18 protein-coding genes are annotated in these 24,448 nt (G+C 64.7%); 9 read left to right on the forward strand and 9 right to left on the reverse strand.

From position 1 onward, the window contains the following. The first annotated feature begins 195 nt into the window (after window positions 1-195). The 6 genes from AC1RUR_RS23175 to AC1RUR_RS23200 all read left to right on the forward strand — a co-directional run bounded on the left by AC1RUR_RS23175 (window position 196) and on the right by AC1RUR_RS23200 (window position 5,927). Window positions 196-1,581 (forward strand): M20 family metallopeptidase, encoded by a 1,386-nt coding sequence (locus AC1RUR_RS23175; RefSeq protein WP_492848200.1) that lies wholly within the window; start codon window positions 196-198, stop codon window positions 1,579-1,581. Window positions 1,582-1,693: 112 nt separating this feature from the next. Beyond that, window positions 1,694-2,605: an amino acid ABC transporter substrate-binding protein gene (locus tag AC1RUR_RS23180; RefSeq protein WP_492848202.1), complete on the forward strand. Its 912-nt coding sequence runs from the start codon at window positions 1,694-1,696 to the stop codon at window positions 2,603-2,605. 127 nt (window positions 2,606-2,732) lie between these two features. Next, complete coding sequence (locus AC1RUR_RS23185; protein WP_492848204.1) at window positions 2,733-3,464, forward strand: amino acid ABC transporter permease; 732 nt, start codon at window positions 2,733-2,735, stop codon at window positions 3,462-3,464. A gap of 4 nt (window positions 3,465-3,468) precedes the next feature. After that, window positions 3,469-4,161, forward strand: a complete 693-nt coding sequence (locus tag AC1RUR_RS23190; protein ID WP_492848206.1) for an amino acid ABC transporter permease — start codon at window positions 3,469-3,471, stop codon at window positions 4,159-4,161. A gap of 12 nt (window positions 4,162-4,173) precedes the next feature. Then, window positions 4,174-4,905 (forward strand): amino acid ABC transporter ATP-binding protein, encoded by a 732-nt coding sequence (locus tag AC1RUR_RS23195; protein ID WP_492848208.1) that lies wholly within the window; start codon window positions 4,174-4,176, stop codon window positions 4,903-4,905. A gap of 161 nt (window positions 4,906-5,066) precedes the next feature. Beyond that, window positions 5,067-5,927, forward strand: coding sequence for a D-amino-acid transaminase (locus AC1RUR_RS23200; RefSeq protein ID WP_492848209.1), 861 nt, complete (start codon window positions 5,067-5,069; stop codon window positions 5,925-5,927). A gap of 159 nt (window positions 5,928-6,086) precedes the next feature. On the opposite strand, the gene AC1RUR_RS23205 is transcribed toward AC1RUR_RS23200, so the two are convergent. The 3 genes from AC1RUR_RS23205 to AC1RUR_RS23215 form a co-directional block, all read right to left on the reverse strand. Then, window positions 6,087-6,548, reverse strand: coding sequence for a carboxymuconolactone decarboxylase family protein (locus tag AC1RUR_RS23205; protein ID WP_007615070.1), 462 nt, complete (start codon window positions 6,546-6,548; stop codon window positions 6,087-6,089). A gap of 29 nt (window positions 6,549-6,577) precedes the next feature. Further along, window positions 6,578-8,197 carry an MDR family MFS transporter gene (locus AC1RUR_RS23210; RefSeq protein ID WP_492848212.1) on the reverse strand — a complete coding sequence of 540 codons (1,620 nt, stop codon included), beginning with the start codon at window positions 8,195-8,197 and terminating at the stop codon, window positions 6,578-6,580. Between the two features lie 118 nt (window positions 8,198-8,315). Then, window positions 8,316-9,497, reverse strand: a complete 1,182-nt coding sequence (locus AC1RUR_RS23215; RefSeq protein WP_492848214.1) for an HlyD family secretion protein — start codon at window positions 9,495-9,497, stop codon at window positions 8,316-8,318. A gap of 275 nt (window positions 9,498-9,772) precedes the next feature. Here AC1RUR_RS23215 and AC1RUR_RS23220 point away from each other — a divergent pair, with 275 nt between their 5' ends. Continuing rightward, window positions 9,773-10,681, forward strand: a complete 909-nt coding sequence (locus AC1RUR_RS23220; protein WP_492848216.1) for a LysR family transcriptional regulator — start codon at window positions 9,773-9,775, stop codon at window positions 10,679-10,681. A 116-nt stretch (window positions 10,682-10,797) separates the two neighbouring features. Here the strand turns inward: AC1RUR_RS23220 and iaaH are convergent, their stop codons facing one another. Both iaaH and AC1RUR_RS23230 read right to left on the reverse strand, forming a co-directional pair. Continuing rightward, window positions 10,798-12,216: an indoleacetamide hydrolase gene (gene iaaH, locus AC1RUR_RS23225; RefSeq protein WP_492848219.1), complete on the reverse strand. Its 1,419-nt coding sequence runs from the start codon at window positions 12,214-12,216 to the stop codon at window positions 10,798-10,800. A gap of 68 nt (window positions 12,217-12,284) precedes the next feature. Beyond that, on the reverse strand, window positions 12,285-15,737 hold the full coding sequence (locus AC1RUR_RS23230; protein WP_492848221.1) for an indolepyruvate ferredoxin oxidoreductase family protein: 3,453 nt from the start codon (window positions 15,735-15,737) through the stop codon (window positions 12,285-12,287). Between the two features lie 152 nt (window positions 15,738-15,889). Here AC1RUR_RS23230 and AC1RUR_RS23235 point away from each other — a divergent pair, with 152 nt between their 5' ends. Further along, window positions 15,890-16,345, forward strand: coding sequence for an Lrp/AsnC family transcriptional regulator (locus tag AC1RUR_RS23235; protein ID WP_492848223.1), 456 nt, complete (start codon window positions 15,890-15,892; stop codon window positions 16,343-16,345). A 146-nt stretch (window positions 16,346-16,491) separates the two neighbouring features. On the opposite strand, the gene AC1RUR_RS23240 is transcribed toward AC1RUR_RS23235, so the two are convergent. From AC1RUR_RS23240 to AC1RUR_RS23250, 3 genes are read right to left on the reverse strand one after another with little or no spacing between them, the layout of a single operon-like run. Then, the gene (locus AC1RUR_RS23240) at window positions 16,492-17,277 is read right to left on the reverse strand and encodes a fumarylacetoacetate hydrolase family protein (protein ID WP_492848225.1); all 786 of its coding nucleotides are present in this window, start codon (window positions 17,275-17,277) and stop codon (window positions 16,492-16,494) included. Between the two features lie 15 nt (window positions 17,278-17,292). Then, window positions 17,293-18,660 carry an LLM class flavin-dependent oxidoreductase gene (locus AC1RUR_RS23245; RefSeq protein WP_492848227.1) on the reverse strand — a complete coding sequence of 456 codons (1,368 nt, stop codon included), beginning with the start codon at window positions 18,658-18,660 and terminating at the stop codon, window positions 17,293-17,295. Window positions 18,661-18,679: 19 nt separating this feature from the next. Next, window positions 18,680-19,732 (reverse strand): Ldh family oxidoreductase, encoded by a 1,053-nt coding sequence (locus AC1RUR_RS23250; protein WP_492848229.1) that lies wholly within the window; start codon window positions 19,730-19,732, stop codon window positions 18,680-18,682. A 291-nt stretch (window positions 19,733-20,023) separates the two neighbouring features. Here AC1RUR_RS23250 and AC1RUR_RS23255 point away from each other — a divergent pair, with 291 nt between their 5' ends. Next, on the forward strand, window positions 20,024-24,133 hold the full coding sequence (locus AC1RUR_RS23255; RefSeq protein WP_492848231.1) for a bifunctional diguanylate cyclase/phosphodiesterase: 4,110 nt from the start codon (window positions 20,024-20,026) through the stop codon (window positions 24,131-24,133). On the opposite strand, the gene AC1RUR_RS23260 is transcribed toward AC1RUR_RS23255, so the two are convergent. Beyond that, window positions 24,107-24,448, reverse strand: coding sequence for a hypothetical protein (locus AC1RUR_RS23260; RefSeq protein ID WP_492848233.1), 342 nt, complete (start codon window positions 24,446-24,448; stop codon window positions 24,107-24,109). The two genes, AC1RUR_RS23255 and AC1RUR_RS23260, sit on opposite strands and share 27 nt — an antisense overlap.

A 24,448-nucleotide genomic window follows, 5' to 3' on the forward strand; every position in this document is an offset into this window, starting at 1 on the left:
CTTGCATATGTCTGAGTATTGGCAAGGCCAAAATCAGCGGCGCCGCCGCGCTTGGCAAGCTAATCTCAAGAGAGCAAGAACGAAATCCCAAGAGAACTACAAGAGAACTCGAAGAACTATCCAAGTCCCCGCCACTTTCGAAGGGCTACCTGTCTCGGGTAAGGTCCTTCGTCGCAAAGCCTCGAAAAACAAGTCATGACCAGAGCCGACGCCATCGCCCGTGCCCGTGAGGATTTTACATCGGGTGCGTTCCTCGCCGAACTCGACCGCCGCGTCGCCTTCAAGACCGAAAGCCAGAACCCGTCGCGCGGTGCGGAGCTGCGCGCCTATCTGGAACAGGAGATGGTGCCCGCTTTCGCCGCGCTCGATTTTCAAAGCCGTATGGTCGAATCCCCCAGCGGCAAGGCGCCGTTCCTGTTCGCCGAGCATCGGGAGAGCGAGACGGCGCCGACCGTGCTGATCTACGGTCATGGCGACGTCGTCGACGGCATGGAGGGCGAGTGGCGCGATGGCCGCGATCCCTGGCGCACGACGGTTGCGGGCACGCGCCTCTACGGCCGCGGCACCGCCGACAACAAGGGCCAGCACAGCATCAACATGGCGGCGCTCCGTGCGGTGCGCGAGGCCCGCGGGGGCAAGCTTGGCTTCAACGCCAAATTCATCGTCGAGATGGGTGAGGAGATCGGCTCGCCCGATCTCGGCAAGGTCTGCGATCTGAACCGCGACGCGCTCAAGGCCGATCTATTCATGGCCTCCGACGGGCCGCGCCTGTCGGCAGATCGCCCGACCCTGTTCCTCGGCTGTCGCGGCGGCATCCGCATCCATCTTGACGTGAATTTGCGCGATGGCGGGCATCACTCCGGCAATTGGGGCGGCGTGCTCGCCAACCCGGCGACCATTCTGGTCAACGCGATCTCGACGCTGGTCGATGGCCAAGGCCGGCTCCAGCTCGATGCGCTGAAGCCGCCACGGCTCACCAACCAGATCCGCAGCTATCTCGCCGACGTGCAGGTAGTGCCGACCGCGGACGAACCGGCGCTCGCGGAGAATTGGGGTGAGGAAGGGCTGTCGGCAGCCGAACGGCTCTACGCCTGGAACACGCTCGAAGTGCTGGCGATGTCGTCAGGCAATATCGAGAAGCCGGCCAATGCCATTCCCGGCCAGGCCAATGCCGTGCTGCAACTGCGTTTTGTCGTCGGCACCAAGGTCGACGGCCTGATCGAGGCCGTCCGCGCGCATCTGGTGCAAAAGGGTTTTCCGATGGTCGAGGTGCGGGCGGCGCAGAGCTTTGCCGCCTCGCGTACCGATTTCGACAGCCCCTGGATCAAATGGGCGGCGGATTCGGTGCAAGCGACCACCGGCAAGGCGCCGGCGGTGCTGCCGAATTTCGGCGGCTCGCTGCCCAACGACGTGTTCTCCGAGATCCTGGGCCTGCCGACGATCTGGGTCCCGCACTCCTATCCCGGCTGCTCGCAGCATGCGCCCAATGAGCACATCCTGCTGCCATTGACCGAAGAGGCCTTGACGGTGATGGCCGGGCTGTTCTGGGATCTCGGGGAATTGCCCAAACCGCTGACCTGAACCACCGGCCTGGGCCATTAACCTGAGCCGCAATCCAGCCGAAAGTCACATTCTAATCCGGCCAGATTTGTGCTTGCATCCGGCCGCATCATCCTGAAAGGGGACCAAAAAAGTGAAACATTTCCGTAGCATCGGTCTTGCGCTCGCCGCGACCTTCGCCGTAAGCCAGGCCGGGGCCCAGGAGCTGACCGGCACGCTGAAGAACATCAAGGACACCGGCGCCATCACGCTGGGCTTCCGCGACTCCTCGATCCCGTTCTCCTATCTGGACGACAACCAGAAGCCCGTCGGGTTCGCGATGGACATCTGCTACAAGATCGTTGACGCCGTGAAGAAGGAGCTCAAGCTCGACAAGCTCGAGGTGAAGCTCAATCCGGTGACCTCGGCGACCCGTATCCCGCTGATGGCCAACGGCACCATCGACCTCGAATGCGGCTCGACCACCAACAATGCCGAGCGCCAGAAGCAGGTCGCCTTCACCAACACCCACTTCCTGACCGCCAGCCGCTACGTGTTCAAGAAGTCGAGCGGCCTCAAGTCGATCGATGATCTCAAGGGCAAGACGGTGGTCTCGACTGCCGGCACCACCAACATCAAGCAGCTCACCGAGGCCAATGTTGCGAAAAGCCTCGGCGCCAACATCATTCCGGCCAAGGACCACGCCGAGTCCTTCCTGATGGTCGAGACCGACCGCGCGGTCGCCTTCGTGATGGACGACATCCTGCTCGCGAGCCTCGTTGCCGGCTCGAAGTCGCCGGACGACTATGTCATCTCCAAGGACGCCTTCTCCAAGCCCGAGCCCTACGGCATCATGCTGCGCAAGGACGACGCGCCCTTCAAGAAGGTGGTCGATGCGGCGACTGCTGCGATCTACACCTCCGGCGAAGGGCAGAAGATCTACGATAAGTGGTTCACCCAGAAGATCCCGCCGAAGGGTCTGAACCTCAACAGCCCCATCTCGGCCGAGCTGAAGAACGAGTTCGCGAAGCCCACGGACTCGCCGAACCCGGACGACTACAAGTAATATGCTGTTTGCGTCTCCCCGCGTGCGGGGAGAGGACGCAAATTCCGGCCATTCTGGAGGGAGAGTGGCCGGACATTTGCATAAGTGCCCGGGACATCTATGATTGGCGCGTTCGCGCGGGGGACACGTGAACTACCACTGGAACTGGGGAATATTCTTCGAGCCGAACCCGATGGGGACCGGCACCTATCTCGACATGCTCCTGTCGGGACTGGCGCTGACCCTCAAGACGGCTGCGCTCGCCTGGGTCATCGCGCTGGTCTTCGGCTCGCTGATCGGCGTCATGCGCACGCTGCCCTCCAGGGCGGCCTACTGGTTCGGCTTCTGCTGGGTCGAGTTCTTCCGCAACATGCCGCTGCTGGTGCAGCTCTTCCTGTGGTTCTTCGTGCTGCCGGAATTGCTGCCGAAAGCCGCCGGCACCTGGCTGAAGCAACTGCCGAACGCACCGTTCTGGACGGCTGCGATCGGCGTCGGCTTCTTCATGTCGGCGCGTGTCGCCGTGCAACTGCAGGCTGGCATCGGCTCGTTGCCGCGTGGGCAGAAGATGGCCGCAACTGCGCTCGGCCTGACCACCGCGCAGGGTTATCGTTACGTACTGCTGCCGATGGCGTTCCGCATCATCCTGCCGCCGCTGACCTCCGAGTTCCTCAACACCATCAAGAACACGGCGGTCGCCATCACGATCGGCCTGCTCGAATTGACCGGACAGGCGCGCTCGATGCAGGAATTCTCGTTCCAGGTGTTCGAGGCCTTCACCGCGGCAACCCTGATCTATCTCCTCGTCAACGCCGTCGTCGTGACCGCGATGCGCTTCCTCGAGCGCTACGTCGCGATCCCCGGCTACATCACGGGGAAATAGCGCCATGTTCGGTAATCTCGATTTCGACGTCATCCGCCGCGCGCTGCCCTATCTGTTCTACGAAGGCATGACGTTCACGCTGACCCTGACGGCGCTCGCCGGCCTCGGCGGCCTGATCTTCGGCACGGCGATCGCGCTGATGCGGCTGTCGGGCTACAAGCTGCTCGGCCGCATCGCCGGTGTCTATGTCGACTTCATGCGCTCGCTGCCGCTGGTGCTGGTGATCTTCTGGTTTTACTTCCTGGTGCCCTATATCGGGCAGTGGGTGACGGGCGCCTCGCGCCCGATCAGCGTCGGCGCGTTCGCCTCCTCGCTCATCACCTTCATCATGTTCGAGGCGGCGTACTTCTCCGAGATCATGCGCGCCGGCATCCAGTCGATCTCGCGCGGCCAGCCGGCGGCCGCCAACGCGCTCGGCCTGACCTACGCCCAGACCATGCGCTACGTCGTGCTGCCGCAGGCGTTCCGCAACATGCTGCCGGTGCTGCTGACGCAGACCATCGTGCTGTTCCAGGACACCTCGCTGGTCTACGTGCTCTCGATCCCGGACTTTCTGGGCGCGGCGAGCAAGGTCGCGCAGCGCGACGGCCGCCTGGTCGAGATGTATCTGTTCGCTGCCGTCGTCTACTTCACCATTTCCTGTGTTGCGTCCTTTGGCGTGCGTCGCCTCCAGGCGCGCATCGCCATCATTCGATAGAGCGTGTCGGTCATGATCGAAATCAGCCACGTCAACAAATGGTACAGCCCGACCTTCCAGGTGCTGACCGACTGCACCACCAGCGTCACCAAGGGCGAGGTCGTCGTGGTCTGCGGCCCCTCGGGCTCGGGCAAGTCGACGCTGATCAAATGCGTCAATGCGCTGGAGCCGTTCCAGGAGGGCGACATCAGCGTCGACGGCACCAAGGTCAACGATCCCAAGACCAATCTGCCGAAGCTGCGCTCGCGCGTCGGCATGGTGTTCCAGCACTTCGAGCTGTTTCCGCATCTCAAGATCATCGATAACCTTTGTCTCGCGCAACAGAAGGTGCTCGATCGGTCGCGCGACAAGGCGGTGGCGAAAGCTGAGCAACTGCTGGAGCGCGTCGGCCTGAAGGAGCAGGCGCAGAAGTTTCCCGCGCAGCTCTCCGGTGGCCAGCAACAGCGCGTTGCGATCGCACGCGCGCTCGCGATGGATCCGATCGTGATGCTGTTCGACGAGCCGACCTCGGCGCTCGACCCCGAAATGGTCAGCGAAGTGCTCGACGTCATGGTCGACCTCGCCCATGAGGGCATGACCATGATGGTCGTGACCCACGAGATGGGTTTTGCCCGCAAGGTCGCCAACCGCGTGATCTTCATGGACCGCGGCGAGATCGTCGAGGACGCGGCGAAGGAGGACTTCTTCGGCAAGCCGCGCAGCGACCGCGCGCAGAAGTTCTTGTCGAAGATTCTGTCGCATTAGCCTCCACCGTCATTCCGGGGCGATGCGAAGCAACCCGGAATCCCGAGATTCCGGGGTCATTCGCACCGCGAATGCCCCGGAATGGCCGATCGAGGGTTTATCGGGCTGCGCAAATCCCGTATACGGGCGCCAAATTCCCCTATCCCGCCAGGAGACCTGCCTTGGACCCGATCGCCTACGTCAACGGCTCATTCGTCCCGCTCTCGGAAGCCAAAATCTCGGTCCTCGATCGTGGCTTCCTGTTCGCCGACGGCATCTACGAGGTCTCGGCCGTGCTCGGCGGCAAGCTGGTCGACAACGCCTCGCACCTGGCGCGGCTGGAGCGTTCGGTCGGTGAGATCAAGTTGAAGCTGCCGGAGACGGTCGAGCGCATCACCGAGCTCCAGAAGGAGCTGATCGCGCGCAACAAGGTCGAGAGCGGCCTCGTCTATCTCCAGGTCACGCGCGGCGCCGACAAGGGCCGCGACTTCCCGTTCCCCAAGGGCGACGTCAAATCGAGCCTGGTGATGTTCACCTCCGAGAAGGACATCATCAATGCCGCCTCGGCCAAGACCGGCATCAACGTGATCACTGTGCCCGACATCCGCTGGGAGCGGCGCGACATCAAGAGCGTGGCGCTGCTGGCGCAGGTGCTGGCCAAGCAGGCCGCGGCGGAAGCCGGCGCCGGCGAAGCCTGGATGCTGCAGGATGGCTATGTGACTGAAGGCGGCTCGTCTACGGCGTTCATCCTGACGAAGGACGACGTCATCGTGACGCGCCAGAATTCCAACGCGATTCTGCCGGGCTGTACCCGCAAGGCCGTCATCGCGCTTGCCGAGGAGCGCCAGCTCCGCGTCGAGGAGCGCTCCTTCACGGTCGCCGAGGCGCTCGCCGCCAAGGAAGCCTTCATCACCTCGGCCTCGTCCTTCGTGCAGCCGGTGGTCGCCGTTGACGGCAACAAGATCGGCGACGGCAAGCCCGGCCCGATGGCGACGCGGCTTCGCGAGATCTATGTGGAGTTCGCCAAGGCGACGGCGGTCTGAGCCACTCCCACCGCTGTCATCGCCCGGCTTGGCCGGGCGATCCAGTACTCCGTAACAGGAGTGCTTGAATCGAGAAGCCGCGGCGTACTGGATGCCCCGGTCAAGCCGGGGCATGACAGTTGAATGTGTAGAGGCAGTTTGGCCTCCACGCGCCGCGCCCTACGCCACCGACGCCTTCACCTTCACCGGATGCACCGCGCGGAACGCGATCGCGATCCTGTTCCAGGCGTTGATGGCGCCGATCAGCATTGTCAGGTTCACCGTCTCGGCATCGGAGAATTGCGCGCGGACCTGCTCATAGACGTCGTCCGGCGCATGCGTCTCGGAGATCAGCGTCACCGATTCGGTCCAGGCCAGCGCGGCGCGCTCACGGTCGGTATAGAGCGGGGATTCGCGCCAGGCGTTGAGCAGATAGATGCGCTGTTCGGTTTCGCCGCGCTTGCGGGCGTCCTCGGTGTGCATGTTGATGCAGAAGGCGCAACCGTTGATCTGCGACGCCCGGATCTTGACGAGCTCGATCAGCGATTTCTCCAGACCTGTCGACTGGATCTGCTCTTCCAGCGCCATCAGCGCCTTCATTGTGTCAGGGGCGGCCTGGTAGAAATTCATGCGGGGTTTCATGGTCGGTCTCCTTGCTTGCTGGGTTAATTTCAGTGGGCTCCACCGGCCGAGACATGGCCGGGTTTCTTCAGGAACAGGACGGCGGCGAGCGCCACGATCAGCGCCATGCCGAGCAAATAGAAGGTGTCGCTGAAGGCGAAGATGTAGGCCTGCTTCTGCACGGTATGGCCGATCGCGACATAGGCGCGATGCGCGGCGTCCGCACGGTCGAGGACGCCGTGGTTGACGAAATATTGCGTGAGCTGTTCCAGCCGGTTGCGGGTCGCCTGCTCGAACACCGAGACCGACTGCATCAGCACGTTGGAGTGATACTGCTCGCGCTTGGTCAGCACGGTCTGGAGCAGTGCGATGCCGACGGCGCCGCCGAGATTGCGCATCATGTTGAACAGGCCGGAGGCCGAACCCGCATTCTCCGCCTCGATGCCTGCGGTTGCCACTGCGGACAGCGGCGCCATCACCAGCGCCTGGCCGATCGCGCGCACGACGTTGGGCCACAACAGCTGGTCCGCGGCGTAGTCGTTGGTCATGGTGATGTTCATGAAGTTCGAGGCCGAGAACAGGACGAAGCCGACGCCGATGATGACCCGCGCGTCGAACCGCTGCATCAGGCGCGGCACCAGCGGGATCAGCACGAGCTGCGGCAGTCCGGTCCATGCCAGCACCATGCCGATCTGCTCGGCATTGTAGCCCTGGATGCGCGCCAGATATTGCGGCAGGATGAACACCGAGCCGTATAGCGCGATGCCGAGCAGGAAGTTCGCGAGCATGCCGAAGCCGAAATTGCGGCGCACCAGCAGGCGCAGGTTCAGCAACGGCTTCTTCACGGTGAGCTCGATGATCAGGAAGGCCGCGAGCGCGACGGTGGCGATGACGGACAATCTCACGATGAAAGGCGAGCCGAGCCAGTCGTCCTTGTTGCCTTCCTCCAGCACGGTCTGGAGCGCGGACAGGCCGATCGCCATGGTGATGATGCCGGCCCAGTCGCCCTCGCGCAGCAGTGACAGCTTCATGGGCTTGGCGTCGAGCGCGTACCAGAGCATGCCGACCATGATCGCGCCGGGGACGAGGTTGACGTAGAAAATGTACTGCCAGCCGAAATTCTCGGTGAGATAGCCGCCGATGGTCGGGCCGATCGCGGGCGCGAACGTCGCCGACAGCGCGAACAGCGCAAGGCCCACCGGCTGCTTGCCGCGCGGCAAGAGCGTGATGATCAGCGTGAACGCCATCGGGATCAGCACGCCGCCGGTAAAGCCCTGCACGGCGCGCAGCACGATCATCTGCGGCAGGTCCTGCGCGAGCGCGCAGGCTGCGGAGAGGGCCAGGAACAGGATCGCGTTGGTGAGGAGATATAGGCGGATCGAGAACACCTGGGCGAGCCAGCCGGAGAGCGGGATCACCACGATCTCGGCGATCAGATAGGAGGTCGAGATCCAGCCGCCGTCGTCGATGCCGGCCCCGATCGCGCCCTGGATGTCGGCGAGCGAGGCGTTGACGATCTGGATGTTCAGCACCGCCATGAAGGCGCCGAGCGTCGCGCCGATCACCGCGATCCAGGTCTTGGCCGAGACGGCGGGCGTTGCGGGAGCCGCGGCCGGAGCGGGGAGGTTGGTGGCGGAAGCGGCGTCGATGGTCGGTTGGAGCGTGCTCATGGAAGCCTCGTCTCGGGTGTGGAGACAGGATGCATTAGGCCGTTGATTTCGATCGTCGAGGCAGTCTGGGAAGGATCATCCGGCATGACTTGATGATCCTGCCGCAAGCCCCTCGACGTCAGCCGCCGTTCGGGCGGGAGGCGTTGTCGGCGAGGCGCCTGGCGGTCTCGCGCTCGGCCAGCACGGTCTGCTTGGTGTCGACGGTCGGCACCGCCGACATGCCGGGCCGCAGCAGGCCCGTGAGGCTGTGGTCGTCGAGCACGATCTTCACCGGGACGCGCTGCACGATCTTGGTGAAATTGCCGGTGGCGTTGTCGGGCGGCAGTAGTGCGAATTCGAGCCCGCTCGCCGGCGACAGGCTGTCGACATGGCCGCGCAGGGTCTGGTTGCGGAAGCTGTCGACGTGCAGCTCGACCGGCTGGCCGGGACGCACATGGGTGAGCTGCGTCTCCTTGAAGTTCGCGACGACATAGACCGCATCGAGCGGCACCACCGCCATCAATTGCGTGCCGGCCTGCACGTACTGGCCGACGCGCAAGCTGCGCGCGCCGACCGTGCCGTCCACCGGCGCGGTGATCTCGGTGTAGGACAGGTTCAACCGCGCCTGGTCTGCCACCGCGCGGGCGCGCTCGAGCTGGGCGGTGGCCTGGGCGCGCTGGGTGGTGAGCACGTCGACCTTGCGCTGTGCGGCCAGAAGGCCGGATTTCGCGTGCTGCGATTGCGCGTTGCTGGCGCGGAGCGCGGCGTCGGTCTGCTGCGCGCGCTGGATCGTGCCCGAGCCAGACTTCATGAGATCGTCGTAGCGGGCGCGCTCTTCCTGGGCGAATTTCAGGTTGGCGTCCGCCGCAGTGACGTCGGCGGTGCTCTGCTCGATGATCGGTTGCTGCAGCTCGAGCTGGGCATCGATGTTGCGTACCGAGGCTTCGCCGGCGGCCACGTCAGCACGGGCCTGGTCCAGTGCCGCCTTGAAGTCGCGGTCGTCGATCTTCGCCAGCGCCTGGCCAGCCCGAACCTTCTCGTTGTCACCGACCAGCACCTTGGCGATATAGCCCGAGACCTTCGGCGCGATGATGGTGGAATCGGCCTTCACATAGGCGTCATCGGTGGATTCGAGGTAGCGGCCATTGATCCAGTAGTCATGGCCGTAATAGCCAATCATGGCCGTGCCGGCGAGGAGCGCGAGCACCAGGGCCGCGCGCCGGATCCTGTGACGGGCCGGCACGCGCAGCTGCGCCTTGGCACAATCCTGAGTGATTTCAGTTGCTTGTTCGAAGTTTTCGGTGCGGGGCATCTCGGACATGACGGTCTCCTGTCGGCTGGGAGGGACTATCGGTCTTTCTGGTTTGAGTGATAATCGGCGAAATGCCGGAAGGATTATCCACTGGGAGTGGATGGTCCGGGGCCTCGCCCTGATGCGTGGTCTACCGAACCAGCCATGCCGCTGCCCCAGAGCGATTGCCGTGCCTGTCGAGCGATTGCTGCGAACGCTTGAGCCATGCCGCCCGCGCGTCGATCTGATAGACAATCCGAGCAAATTCCTTGGGATTATCGATCAAGAGCGGATAATCAGGCAGCATGGACCGATTGACCAGCCTCGAAGTCTTCAGCCGGGTGGTCGAGACCGGCGGTTTCTCTGCAGCAGCCCGCAAGCTCAACATGTCGACCACCATGGTGAGCAATCATGTTCAGGCGCTGGAAGACCGGCTCGGCGTGAGGCTGCTTCAGCGCACCACGCGCAAGGTCAACCTGACCGAAATCGGCAAGGCCTATTATGACCGCTGTGTCCAGATCCTGGCCGATATCGAACAGGCCGACGATATCGCCGGCGCGCTGCAATCGACGCCGCGCGGGACGCTGCGCATCCACACCGCCACCCATATGGTTCCGTTCGTGGCCCCGGTGATGGCCGAATTCCTCGCGACCTATCCGGAAGTAAAGGTCGATTTGCGCATGGGCGAGACCAATGTCGACCTGATCGAGGAGGGCTTTGATCTCGCGCTGCGCATGATCGCGCCGCCCGACTCGAGCCTGATCGTACGGAGTCTCGCGACCTGGCGGCATGTGCTGTGCTGCTCGCACGCCTATATCGAGGCGCATGGCCGCGTGCAGAGGCTCGAGGATCTCGCCGGGCACAATTGCGTGCGCCACATCAACTATCCCTTCGACGAGTGGCGTTTCTTCGATCGCAAGGGCACGCCGGCCTCGGTGCGGGTATCAGGCAATCTCATCACCAACAGCGGCGAAGCCCTCCGCGAGGCCGCGCTGCAGGGCGCGGGCATCAGTCTGGCGGCCGGCTTCCTGGTCGGCGACGATCTCGATGCCGGCCGGCTGGTGCGTCTTCTCCCCGAATATCGGCCGGTGGAGATGTCGATGAACGCGGTCTATCCGCACCGGCATCATCTGTCGGCGAAGGTCAGGACCTTTATCGACATGCTGGTGCAGCACAGCGCCGAGCAGCAGAAGCTGATCAATCCGTACGCGTGAAGCCAACCGGCGGTGCCGTAGAGTGGGCAAAGCGAGGCGTGCCCACCAATCAGCATCGCGGATGCAGATACACGGTGGGCACGGCGCAAGGGCGCCTTTGCCACCCTACGAGAGCGTCAGCGCGGCGGCGGTAATCTTCCAAATACGGCATCGAGCGCCATGCCGATCGCAAGCAACCGGCGATCGCTGCCTGCAGGGCCGTCGAGCTCCAGTCCGATCGGAAGCTTGCTCGCAGCACCAAGCGCGATCGGGATCTGGATGCCGGGAATGCCGGCATTGCTGCCGGGATCGGTGTTCTGGATGAACAGGCCGAAATTGTCCAGGCTGCTGGACTCCGGATTGGAGGCAATGGCGACGCGCGGCGTGGTCGGGAAGGCGATGGCGTCGAGCCGGTTGTCGGCGAAAGTCTTGCTGTAAAGCGCCTGAAGCGCCGGCCGCGCGGTCTTGATCGCGGCGTCATAGATCGGCTTGGCGTCGAAGAGTGAGTTGTCGGGGCCGGGCAGTTTGCGCGGGATGACGAGGCCATCATAAGTGCCCTTCACGTCGGGGCTGGCGATCTCCTTTGCCAGCGCCTCGATGGTGAGGCCGGTGCCGGTGTGTGCGAGATAGGCGACCATGTCGTCATAGGCTTCGTACAGCGCGACGGGAAAGCCGACCTGGCCGTTGATTTCAGGCAGTTGCGGCATCTCGATCTCGACGATCGTGATACCCTGCGCCTTCATCGTCGCGACGGCCGCGTGGAAGGCGACCTCCGTGTCGGCGTCGAGATTGGTCAGCATCGACCTCACGATGCCGATCCGCACCTGCTTCAAATCAGCCGGCGTAACCTCGTCGTCATCCGTGATGACACGGTCGAGCAATGCGACATCGGCGATCGTCGCGGCCATCGGCCCTGCGGTGTCGCGGGTGTGCGAGATCGGCGCGATGCCCGTTTGCGGGTAGCGGCCGACGGTCGGGCGCAGCGAGGCGCATCCGTTCAGCGCAGCCGGCACCCGGACCGATCCGCCTGTGTCCGTACCAAGCCCGCCCGCGACGATCCGCGCCCCGAGCGCGGCGCCCGTCCCTGACGAGGAGCCGCCCGCGATCAGCGCGCGATCATAGGCGTTGCGTATGCCGTACTCGGCGCCGGTCTTGAATGCGGTGTTGTAGCCGGAGATGCCGAAGGCGAGCTCGTGCATGCTGGTCTTGCCGATGATGACGGCACCGGCGGCGCGCAGCTTCGCGACGACAGGCGCGTCGGCCTTCGGAACATAATCCTTCAGCGCCGGTGTGCCGGCGCTACAGGGCAGTCCCGCCACCTCGATATTGTCCTTGATCACGATGGGCACGCCGCCGAGCGGTTTTGTCTTGTCGCTCTTCGCGTCAAATGCGGCCGCGGCCTTCAGCGCGCCGGCCTCGTCCAGGGTGACGAAGGCGTTGAGATCCGTGTTGGCTTTGGCGCGGGCAAGAGCTTCGGTCGTGAGCACAGTGCTCGTGACCTTCCCCGCCCGAAGTTCGGCCGCGGCCTGGGTCAGGGTCAACTGGTCGAAATCCATGATGCGTCACCCGATTGCAGGCGCCCATAAGGGGCCCCTCAGGTCCAGAGGCTGAAGCCTCGCGCGCATCACGTCAACCGAGCGCGCAACTTTGCCGGCGATGCTGCGATCACATCGGCGAGAAGCCGTTCGACCTGCGGCTTCACCTTGGCGATCGCGACGTCCTTGACAGGGCCGTAGCCACGGATCTCCATCGGAGCCTTGGCGATTGCCACGAAATCGGGCAGGCGCGCCGCATCGAGTTCGCGGAGTATCCGCTCGATCACACCCTCATACCAGGTGATCAGCTCCCGTTCTGCGCGCCGCTCGGCGGTGTAACCGAACGGATCGAGCGGCGTCCCGCGCAAGCCCTTCAACCGCGCGAGCATGGTGAGCGGCATCTGGATCCACTGGCCGAAAGCGCGCTTGCGCGGACGACCGCGTGCGTCGCGTTCGGACGGCAGGAGGGGCGGGGCTAGATGGTACTGGATGCTGAAGCCATCCTCGAACTCGCGCTTCAGCTCGTCGCGGAATCCGCTCTGCATGTGCAGCCGCGCCACCTCATACTCGTCCTTGTAGGCCATCAGCTTGAACAGCGCGCGCGCGACGGCCTCGGTCATCGCCTCGCTGTCCAACTTGGCTTCGGCACTGCGGACTCTTGCGACGATCGTCCGGTAGCGTGCCGCGTAGGCTTCGTTCTGATAGGCGGCGAGGAAATCGGCGCGGCGGGCGATGAGCTGGTCGAGCGTCTCGGCTTTAGGCGTATCGTCCGTCTTCGGCAAAAAGTCCGGATCGGCCGCGGCGATCCGGCCCCAGGCAAAGGCCTGCTTGTTGCGTTCGACCGTGACGCCGTTAAGCTCGATCGCGCGCAACAGCGCTTGCAGCGAGACGGGGATCAGTCCGTGCTGCCAGGCAAAGCCGAGCATGATGATGTTGGCATAGACGGCATCGCCCAGCAGCCGTTCGGCCAGCGCGTTGGCGTTGATCGTGTCGAGATTGCCGTCGCCGATCACGTGACGGATGGCGCGCAGGCGGGCGGGCGAGGCAAGGTCGGCGTCGCGAAAGCGGACGACGTCGCCGGTCGGCATCTCCGCGGTGTTGACGGCAGCGCGGGTGCCGCGGCGATAGGTGCCGGATGCCTTTGGCGAGGAGCTGACGACGAGGTCGCAGCCGATCAGCGCATCGGCCGCGCCCTGGTCGATGCGCACCTGGTGCAGCGCTTCGGGCGAAGCGGCGAGGCGGATATAGCTCAGCACCGGCCCGAACTTCTGCGCAAACCCGGTAAAGTCCAGCACCGAGACGCCGCGTCGTTCGAGATGCGCGGCCATGCCGATCAGTGCGCCGACGGTGATCACGCCGGTGCCGCCGACGCCGGTGACGAGCAGATCGTAGGGTCGGTCGAGCGCTACAGGGGCGGGCAGCTGCAGCGTGGCGGCGCGGCCGCTTGCATCGATCCGGCTCGCGCTCTTCTTCCGGCGCGTCGCACCCTCGACGGTGACGAAGCTCGGGCAGAAACCGTTGAGGCAGGAAAAATCCTTGTTGCAGGACGACAAATTGATCTGGCGCTTGCGGCCGAACGGCGTCTCCTTCGGCTCGACGCTGAGGCAGTTGGATTCGACCGAGCAGTCGCCACAGCCTTCGCAGACGAGGTCGTTGATATAGGCAAAGCGTTTCGGGTCGGCCATCTGTCCGCGCTTGCGGCGGCGTCGCTTCTCGGTGGCGCAGGTCTGCTGGTAGATCAGGACGGAGACGCCGGAGACCTCGCGCAGCTCGCGCTGCACGGTGTCCATCTCCTCGCGCGGATGGATGGTCACGCCGATGGGCAGGTCCGCCGGCGAAAACTGCGCGGGATCGTCCGACACCAGCGCGATACGCGCCACACCTTCGGCCCGGACGCTGTGTGCGATGGCATGGACGCTGACGGGACCGTCGACCGGCTGGCCGCCGGTCATCGCGACGGCATCGTTGAACAGGATCTTGTAGGTGATGTTGGCTTTTGCAGCGATCGCCTGCCGGATCGCCATCGAGCCGGAGTGATAATAGGTACCTTCGCCGAGATTCTGGAAGATGTGCTTGTTGCCGGTGAACTTCGACGATGCCGCCCAGTTCACGCCCTCGCCGCCCATCTGGATCAGCGACGAGGTCTCGCGGTCCATCCAGCTCGCCATGAAGTGGCAGCCGATGCCGGCCAGCGCCTTCGATCCCTCAGGTACCTTTGTCGACGTGTTGTGTGGGCAGCCTGAGCAGAAATAGGGCGTGCGCGTCGCGCCGCTCACGTTGATCGTGCGCGCGGCTTCAGGCATCAAGGTGGCTGCGCGTGCGGCGAGATTGAGACCCGGAAACATTGGATCGAGCCGGCGTGCGAGCACGGCCGCCAGCGCACGCGGCGACAATTCGCCGATCCAGGAAATCAGCCGTGCCCCTCGCTCGTCGTGCTTGCCGACCATGCGTTCGGGCTTGGCGCCGGGATAATCGTAGAAATATTCCTTGAATTGGCTCTCGATGATGCCGCGCTTCTCCTCGACCACGAGGATCTCGCGCTTGCCCTTCACGAAGTCCATGGCGTCATGCAGCGCCAGCGGCCAGACCATGCCGACCTTGTAGACGTCGATGCCGATGCTGCGGCAAGCGGCTTCGTCGAGGCCCATCAGCCGCAGCGCTTCCATCAAATCGAGATGCGCCTTGCCCGTGGTGACGATGCCGTAGGTGGCGTCCGGAATGTCATAGATGTGGCGGTCGATCGGATTGGCCTTTGCGAAGGCGTAGACCGCGTGCTTCTTCGCCTCCAGCCGCTCCTCGATCTGCGGACCCGGAAGATCCGGCCAGCGGTAGTGCAGGCCGCCGGATGGAGGCGTGAAGTCGGGCGTGCGGAAAAGGCGCGGCGGGCGCAATGCGACGGAGGCGCCCGACTCGACGATCTCCGAGATCGCCTTGAAGCCGACCCACATGCCGGAGAAGCGGCTCAGCGCGTAGCCATATTCGCCGAACGCCAGATATTCGCCGACATCGGCCGGATGCAGCGTCGGCATGAACCAGCTCATGAAGGCGACATCGGACTGGTGCGGCATCGAGGAGGACACGCAGCCATGGTCGTCGCCCGCGACCACCAGCACGCCGCCATGCGGCGAGGAGCCGTAGGCATTGCCATGCTTGAGCGCATCGCCGGAGCGATCGACGCCGGGGCCTTTGCCGTACCAGAGGCCGAACACGCCATCGACCTCGCGGTCGGCTTGCGTCTCGACCTGTTGCGAGCCGAGCACCGCTGTCGCCGCGAGGTCCTCGTTCACCGCCGGGAGGAATTCGATGCGGTCTCGCTTGAGCCGCTCCTGGATGCGCCAAAGCTCGAGATCGACGCCGCCGAGCGGCGAGCCGCGATAGCCGGAGATGAAGCCGGCCGTGTTGAGGCCGCGCGCACGGTCGCGCTTCGCCTGGTCTAGCGCGATGCGGACAATGGCCTGCGTGCCCGTGAGGAAGACGCGGCCCTCCTCGCGGTCGTAGCGGTCGGACAGCTCGTAAGCATCGAGCGACGAAATGGCGTCCATGGCGGCCTCGCGCGGCATCCTGCCGAATAATGGAAGGTTATGCCCGCGCGGTTGGTAGGTCTTACCTATTTATCCCGTATATGGCGCCAATTCGGTAGAATTTTGCAATTGCGGTCCGAATTTGATAGATCTCCTCCAATTGAGGGGTTTCCATGATTGAAGAGCAGGACACGCGGATTCTCGCCCATCTCCAGAAGGATGGCCGCGCCACCAACCAGCAGCTCGCCGACGAGGTCGGCATGTCGACCTCGGCCTGCTGGCGCCGGGTGCGTGCGCTGGAGGAGAGCGGCGTTATCCGGGGCTATGCCGCGCTGGTCGCGCGCGAGCAGGCGGGCTTTGCGATGTCCGCCATCCTCCACGTCTCGCTGGAACGGCACGACACCAAGTTCGTCGACGAGTTCGTCGCGCGAGTGACGACGCGGCGCGAGGTGCTGGAGTGCTTTGCGACCACGGGCGACGCCGATTACCATTTGCGCGTCGTCGTGCAGGACATGGCGGCCTACAACAGATTCCTCGATGAGTTCATGTTCCGCATTCCCGGCATCCGCTACGTCCGCAGCAACGTGGTGCTGAAGGAAATCAAGACGAGCGTGGCGCTGCCGTTTTGAGGAGGTCTGCAGGGATTCTTCGTCGTCGTCCCGGCGAAGTGCCGTAGAGTGGGCAAAGCGAAGCGTGCCCACCATCTCCAGCGAAATCGTGGAGAGATGGTGGGCACGGCGCAAGAGCGCCTTTGCCCACCTTACGGCACCTTTGTCTACCGCTGCTCCCGCACGAACCTGTTGCGCAACGTGCCGATGCCGGTGATGTCGATCTCCACGACGTCGCCGTGCTTGATATCGGGCGAGGCACCGTCGGTGCCCATCCAGATCACGTCGCCGGGCCATAGCGTAAAATACTTGGTCAGCTCGACCAGGAACGGCACGACACCAAAGATCATGTCGTTGGTGTGGAAGCGGTTGGTCTCCTTGCCGTTGACCCGGACGATCGTTTCCATCTGATCGAGATCGGCCTCGGTCTCGATCCACGGGCCCATCGGCTTGAAGGTGTCGGCGTTCTTCGAGCGCCACAGGCTGCGATCCGCCTTCTGCCAGCTGCGCTCGCTGACGTCGTTGCCGATGGTGTAGCCGAACACGCAATTCATCGCGTTCTGTGTGGTGAGGTGCTTCACCTTCTTGCCGATGATGACGACGAGCTCGCCCTCGTAGTGGATCTTGTCCGTCGCGAAGGAGGGGATCATGACGTCCTCGTCATGTGCGATCAGCGCGTTCTGCGCGCGATAGCCGATCTCGGGTCTATCGGGGACGGCCGGCACCTCGCCGCGCTTGTCGGCGGCCTCCTTCAGGTGCTTCAGATAGTTCAGGCCGACGCAATAGAACGTGCGCGGGATCAGCGGCAGCTCGATCTTGACGCCGCCAAGCGGATGCGTGCGCGAGGTCCGTTGCCATTCACTGAGCGGATCGCCGTCGACCGCGATCACCTGGTCGGCCTCGACGATCCCCCAGGAGGTCTTGTCTGCGGCGGTGAATTTCAGCCAGCGCATGTGGTGTCCTCGTTGTTATTCCGCAGCATCGCGCGGCTGCGCCTTCCAGGCGCCGGCGGCCGGTCGCGCCAGCCCGAGATTTTCCCGCAGCGTCTTGCCGCGATAGTCCTTCTGGAACAAGCCGCGGCGCTGCAATTCCGGCACGATGTGGCGCACGAAATCGGCGTAGGATCCGGGGACGTAGGTGGCCGCGATGACGAAGCCGTCGCAACCGCGCTCGACGAACATCTCTTCGAATTTGTCCGCGATCTCCTTGGGGCCGCCGACCATCGCGTCCTGCACCTGGCCGCGGCCGGAGAAGGTGACGAAATCGCGCGCGCTCGGATTGCTCTTGCCCGAATTCTTCAGGACGCCGTCGCGGATGCCCAAAATGCCCTGCATGCTCTTCAGTTCGTCCGTCGTCAGCGGCTCGTCGAGATCCTTCGACGCAAAGTCGTAATTGAGCGCTTCGGCGAGCAGCGACAACGCGTCGATCTGGAGCGGCAGCTTGTTGATCAGCGCCATCTTGTCTTCGGCCTCAGCCCTGGTCGCGGCGCAGACCGGCGTCGTCAGATTGCACAGGAACATCTGGTCGGGATCCCGGCCGGCCTTGGCGGCTTCGTTGCGCACGGCCGCATAGCCCTCCTTGGCCGCGGCGAGGTTGCGTGCGGCGGTGAAGATCACCTCGCCCCATCGCCCGGCAAAGCGCTGGCCGCGGCCCGATGCGCCGGCCTGGATGATCACGGGATGGCCCTGCTGCGAGCGCGGCACGGTGAACGGCCCGCGCGACTTGAAGGCCGCTCCCTTGTGATCGAGCCGCTTCACCTTGGCCGGGTCGGCAAAGCGGCCGCTCCTCTTGTCCATGATCAGCGCGCCGTCCTCCCAGGTGTCCCAATGGCCGAGCACGACCTCCATGAATTCGTCGGCGCGGTCGTAGCGGGAATCATGTTCGGGATGGGAGTCGCGGCCCATGTTGAGCGCCTCGCCGTCATTGAGCGAGGTGACGACGTTCCAGCCCGCGCGCCCGCCCGACATCAGATCGAGCGTCGCGAAGCGCCGCGCGACATCGAACGGCTCGTAATAGGTGGTCGAGCAGGTCGCCCCTAGCCCGAGCTTGTCGGTGACCATGCCCATCGTGGTCAGCACGATCAGCGGATCCATCTTCACGCAGCGGATGCCGTATTCGACGGTGTGGGCATGGTCGTTGCCGTAGCGGTCCGGCATCGCCAGGCGATCGTCGAAGAACGCCATGTGGAATTTGCCGGCTTCGAGGATTCTGCCGATCTCCTGATAGTAATCCGCTGACATCGAATCGTCGCGCGAGTCCGGATGCCGCCAGGAGCTTGGCAAGTTCGTGCAGTTCTGTGCCTGCAGGAAGCCGACCAGTACCATCTGCCGCGTCATGCTGTTCTCCAAGAGTCCGTCAGGCCAGATCGAGCACTGTGTCGAGCCGGTATTCCCGCGCCAGCGTGCGCAGCTTTTCCCAGGTGGCATCCTCGACCGCGATGCCGTCGCGAAGCCGCTGCTGCTCGCGCAGGCCCTCGATCTCGCCGGGATAGTAGACGCCTTGGCTGCCCTCGGACGGCGGGGTCGATTTCAGATAGTGGGCGAATTCGGCGACCTCACGCTTGAACTCCTTCAGCGGGCGGAATGCGGCGACGTTGAACACCGCCATGAAGCAGCCGTCGTTGTGTCGCCCGGTCGGCTCGACGCCGAATCCCAAACCGGTGAGCAGGCCGCACAGCACCTCGACCATGGCGGCGAGACCGCTCCCCTTGTAGCCCTCGGTGCCGCCGAGCGGCAGCAGCGCGCCGCCCTTGCGATATTGCGTGGGATCGGTGGTGTGGCGCCCTTCGGCGTCGATGATCCATCCCGTCGGAATCTCCTCGCCGCGGGCCACAGCGAGCTGGATCTTGCCGGCGGCGACCGCCGAGGTCGCCATGTCCAGATAGAACGGCGCCTTAAGATCGGACGGCACCGCGATCGAGATCGGGTTGGTGCCGAGCCGCGCCTCCTTGCCGCCGAACGGTGCCACATGCTTCGGCGAACGGCCGGAGTCCGCCGTGGCAATCCCGATCATGCCTTCACGTATCGCCATCAGGGGATAGGCGGCGAGGCGGCCGACATGGCTCTGCCGGAACACGGTGCAGGCGGCGAGGTTCGCCGTCTTCGCCTTTTCGACCGTCAGCGCCATCGCCTTGGCGTTGACGTGAAAACCGAAACCCCAATGGCCGTCGATCACGGTCGTGGTCGGCGATTCCTGGACGATGGTCCATGGTGCGCCGGGAACGATGTGCCCGGCCTTGATGCGGTCGATATAGGTGGGAATCGCGATCACGCCGTGGGAATCGTGGCCGGCGAGATTGGCGTTGACGCAGCCGGTGGCCACCGCGTCGGCCTCGTCCGGGGAAGCTCCGGCCGCCTGGAGCAGCGCGGCGCTGATGCGCGTGAGGCGGTCGGCCCTGACGATCGGCATGGCGTTTCCCCCGGTCTCGCCCTTGGTGGGCGTTGTTGGGTGCCATCGTCTCAAAGCGCAGGACCGATATCAACGTCCCGTAAACCAATACAGGGCTGCAAATTCGTAAAGAGAACGCGCCTTTGGTCGAAGATTTGTCCCGGGCAGCGGTATTTCGACAGTTTGGCGTGGGTCGTTCGCAGCTCGTTCACTGTGATCGACGGTTTGCGGCGCGCAATAACGACCACTTAGGCGATGGCCGTTCATAACGTACCCGGGAGAATTAGGCAGAAATGCCCGGGAGTTGAGATCGTGCCGACGACACTCGCGCGCACCTTTGCGGCGTTGAGCGCCATCAACGAAGCGATTCTCTACGCGAAATCGCCGGACGAGCTGTACCAGAAGGTCTGCGACGCCGGGTTTTCGAGCGGGGACTTTTTGGCCGTGGCCGTGTTCCTGGTGGGACCGGACGGCCGGCGGCTGCGCTTTGCGGCCGGCTGCGGCGACGATATCCCGCGGCTGCGCTCGATCGAGATCACCACGGAGGCCGGCACCCCGGAAGGAGCCGGCGTCGGTGGCGAGGCCTTTCGCGATCAGAAGCTGTGCGTCAGCAACGACTATCTGAACGATCCGCGCTCGCAGGCGTGGCGCGAGGGCGCCGCCAAGGCCCATATCGGCGCGGCCGCGGCGCTGCCGCTGCTCTGCAACGGCAAGAGCGTCGGCGTGCTGTACGTGACCCGGAGCGAAGCCGGCTCGCTGAACGAGCAGATGGTGTCGCTGTTCGAGCGCATGTCGGCGAACATCTCCTATGCCCTGGACAATTTCGCGCGCGAGACCGCGCGGCAGACCGGCGAGCGAGCGACGCGGCGGCTCAACCGCATGTTCGGCGCCATCAGCGCCACCAACGAAGCCATTCTCCGCGCCAAGACCGAGCAGGAGCTCTACCAGCTCGTGTGCGACGCCTCCGTGCATGGTGGCAAGTCGCTGGCGACCATCGTCCTGCTCCGCGAGCCGGATTCGCATTGGATGAAGCCGGTCGCTTCCACCGGACAGAACCTGGAGCTGGTCACCCAGGCGCGCTACTCGATCGACCCGGAAAATCCCTACGGCAAGGGCGTCTCCGGCGAGGTGTTCCGGACGCAGAAGGCCATCGTCGAGGACGATCTCGCCAGCCGCACCCGTGGAACGCCGTGGGAGCAGGCCAACGTCAACACCGGCGTCGCCGCCTGCGTGGTCGCGCCGCTGATCAAGCACGGCGAGAGCGTCGGCGTGCTCTTGTCCTTCGTCAGCAGGTCATGGGCCAAAGACGAGGAAGTCGTCGCGCTGCTGCTGCGCATGGCGGAGAACGTCTCGTTCGCGATCGAGAATTTCGGCCGCGAGGCCGACAAGGCCAGGATTGCGGCGGAAGAAGAGCGCCTGGCGCGCATGTATGCGGCGCTCAGCGCCACCAACGAGGCGATCCTGCGCGCGCGGTCGCGATCGGAACTGTTCGACCTCGTCTGCGAGGCGACGGCGAAGGGCGCCAAGTTCACCTCGGTCACCGTTGCGCTCGTCGACCATCATGCCGAGCTGCTGCGCGTGGTCGCCTGCTATGGTCCGAACGCCGATCAGGTCCGCACCTTCAAGTTTTCCACATCCGACCGGGTGCCCGAGGGGCGTGGCCTGACCGGCACCGCGTTCCGCACGCGCCAGCCCGCGGTCAGCAATGACGTGTTCGCCGACGACCGCATCGCACCGTGGCACGCCAGCGCCCGCCGCAACAACATCGCATCCTCGGCGGCGTTGCCGCTCTTGAATGGCGACCAGGTCGAGGGCGTGTTCCTGTTCAATTCGCCGGAGCGCGGCACCTTCACGCCCGAATTCGTCGAGCTGCTGCGCAAGCTCCAGGCCAATGTCGCCTTCGCGCTGGAGAATTTCGACCGCGCCGACGAGAAGGCCAAGGCCGAAATGCAGCGCAACCGTCTCCGCGGCATGCTCGAGGCGCTGAGCGCGACCAACGAAGCGATCATGCGGGTCAAGGCCCGGGCCGAATTGTTCGAAGTGGTCTGCGAGGCGGCGGTGCTCGGCGGCACGTTCTCTTCCGCGACCATCGCGCTGGTGGACGAAACCGGACATTACCTCGACATCGCCATGACCAAGGGCGACAGCTGCTATCAGGTCAAGCAATGGCGGTTCTCGACCTCGGCGGACGATCCGGAAGGACGGGGGCTGACCGGCACCGCGTTCCGCACGCGCACCCCTTGTGTCACCAACGAGCTTCTCACCGACATCCGCACGGCGCATTGGCACCAGATCGCGCGTATCCAGGGCACGAAATCGGGAGCCTGCTTCCCGCTGCTCAGCAACGGCAGCAAGGCGGTCGGCGTGTTGCTGTTCCTCTCCGCTGACGAAGGCACGTTCACGCCGGACCTGATCCAGCTCCTGGGGCGGCTTGCCGAGAACGTCTCGTTCGCGCTCGACAATTTCGATCGCGCCGAGGAAAAGGCCCGCACCGAGGCGCAGAAGGAGCGCCTGACGCGCATGTTCGCGGCGCTGAGCGCCACCAACGAGGCGATCATGCGGGCGAAATCGCGCGCCGAGCTGTTCGATCTCGTCTGCCTCGCGGCATCGAACGGCGCCAAATTCACCTCGACGACGATCGCGCTGGCCAGGGCCGACAGCGATCGGCTCGAGATCGTGGCCGCGGCCGGGCCGTCCGCCGACACCACGCGCAACGTCCGCCTCTCGATCGACCCCGAGCGTCCCGAGGGGCGCGGAATGAGCGGCACCGCATTCCGCACGCGCCAACCCTGCATCAGCAACGATTATCTCAACGACGATCGCGTTCGCGTCTTCCATCCCGTCGTCCGCGCCGATGGCGCACGGTCGGGCGCGGCGTTTCCGCTCATCGCGCACGATCAGGCCGTCGGCGTCATGATCTACATGTCGACCGAACCGGGCACCTTCACGTCCGAGTTCGTCGAGCTGTTGCAGCGTCTTGCCGACAACGTCTCCTTTGCGATGGAGAATTTCGATCGCGCCGACGAGAAGAACCAGGCCGACGAGCGGATCGAGTACCTCGCCTCGCACGATAGCCTGACCGACCTGCCGAACCGCGAGACCTTCAACGGGCTGCTGCGCGAGGCGATCGACACCGCACAGCGCCACGATCACAGCTTTGCGGTTCTGTTCATCGATCTCGACCGCTTCAAGGTCATCAACGATTCGCTGGGCCACGAGGCCGGCGATCTGCTCCTGCTCGAAGTGGCGAGGCGGCTGCGCGGCGCGCTGCGGGTCAGCGACGTGGTGGCGCGTCTCGGCGGCGACGAGTTCGTGGTGATCCTCGACCAGTGCGGCGAGATCGACGACGTTCAGCGCATCGCGACCGGATTGCTCGCGGCGCTGGCCGAACCCATGGAGCTCGCCGGCCACGAGTGCCACACCACGGCCTCGATCGGCATCGCGATGTATCCGGCCAACGGCTCCGACGTGCAGACACTGACCAAGAACGCCGACATGGCGATGTATCTCGCCAAGGAGGACGGCAAGAACGGCTACCGCTTCTTCTCCAAGGAAGTGAAGACGCAGTCGATCGAGCGGCTGTCGCTCGAGAGCGCACTGCGCCGGGCGCTGGAGCGCGAGCAGTTTTCGCTGAACTACCAGCCCAAGGTGGACATGGCGACCGGCCAGATCACCGGTGTGGAAGCGCTGCTGCGCTGGGCGCATCCCGATCTCGGCAACGTCTCGCCGGCACAGTTCATTCCGCTTGCGGAGGAAACCGGGCTGATCGTGCCGATCGGCCGCTGGGTGCTGAACGAGGCCTGCGCGCAGGCGATGGCCTGGCAGCACCGCGGCCTCTTGCCGCTGTCGATGGCGGTGAACCTGTCGCCGCGGCAGTTCGCCGACGAACATCTGCTGCAGGACGTCGACGAGGCGCTGGCGGCCTCCGGCATGTCGCCGGTGTTGCTCCAGCTCGAAGTCACCGAGAGCATGATGATGCGCAATGTCGGGCGCGCGCTCAAGGTGCTCGACGCCATCCAGAGCCGCGGCATCCGCCTTGCCATCGACGATTTCGGCACTGGCTATTCGTCGATGTCGCTGATGAAGCACTTCCCGATCGACACCATCAAGATCGACCGCTCCTTCGTGCGCGACCTGCCGCAGGATTCGGAGGACCAGGCGATCGCGCAGGCGATCATCAGCATGGGCAAGGCGCTCGGCATGACCGTCGTCGCCGAAGGCGTCGAGAACGTCGAGCAGGAAGCGTTCCTGCGCAGCCATGGCTGCGACGAGATGCAGGGCTTCCTGATCTCGAAGCCGCTGCCGGCGCGGCAGATGGCCGAGCTGCTGCGGCCCATGGTCCTGCCGGTCGCCCCGCCGCTCCAGCCGGAGCAGGCAGCGGACGAAGGCGCCATGTCACGGCTGAAACGCGCTGTCGTCTGACGGCTGCGGGTGCAGTTCGCGGACCTCGTGATCCGTGCCTTCGGCCTTGCTCGGAAAATCCTGTGGTTCCGTCAGCGAGGTCTGCTCGACGAACAGCGCCAAAATCGTGCGCGCGCCGTCGGCGAAGCTCGTGCCCTGGTTGAGGCCGAGCTCGGCGCACCACGCGCCGCTCATCGGCTCCTGGTCGTCGACCACTGCCATGGCGGGACCCCACCACCAGGCAGGCGCAGGCGAGCGCTCGTCCGCGGGCACGACATGCCAGCGAACGAACTCATCCATCACGCGCTCGAATTCCAGGCGTGCAGCCTGATGCAT

Source organism: Bradyrhizobium sp. GW821-FHT12B03, assembly GCF_058807535.1.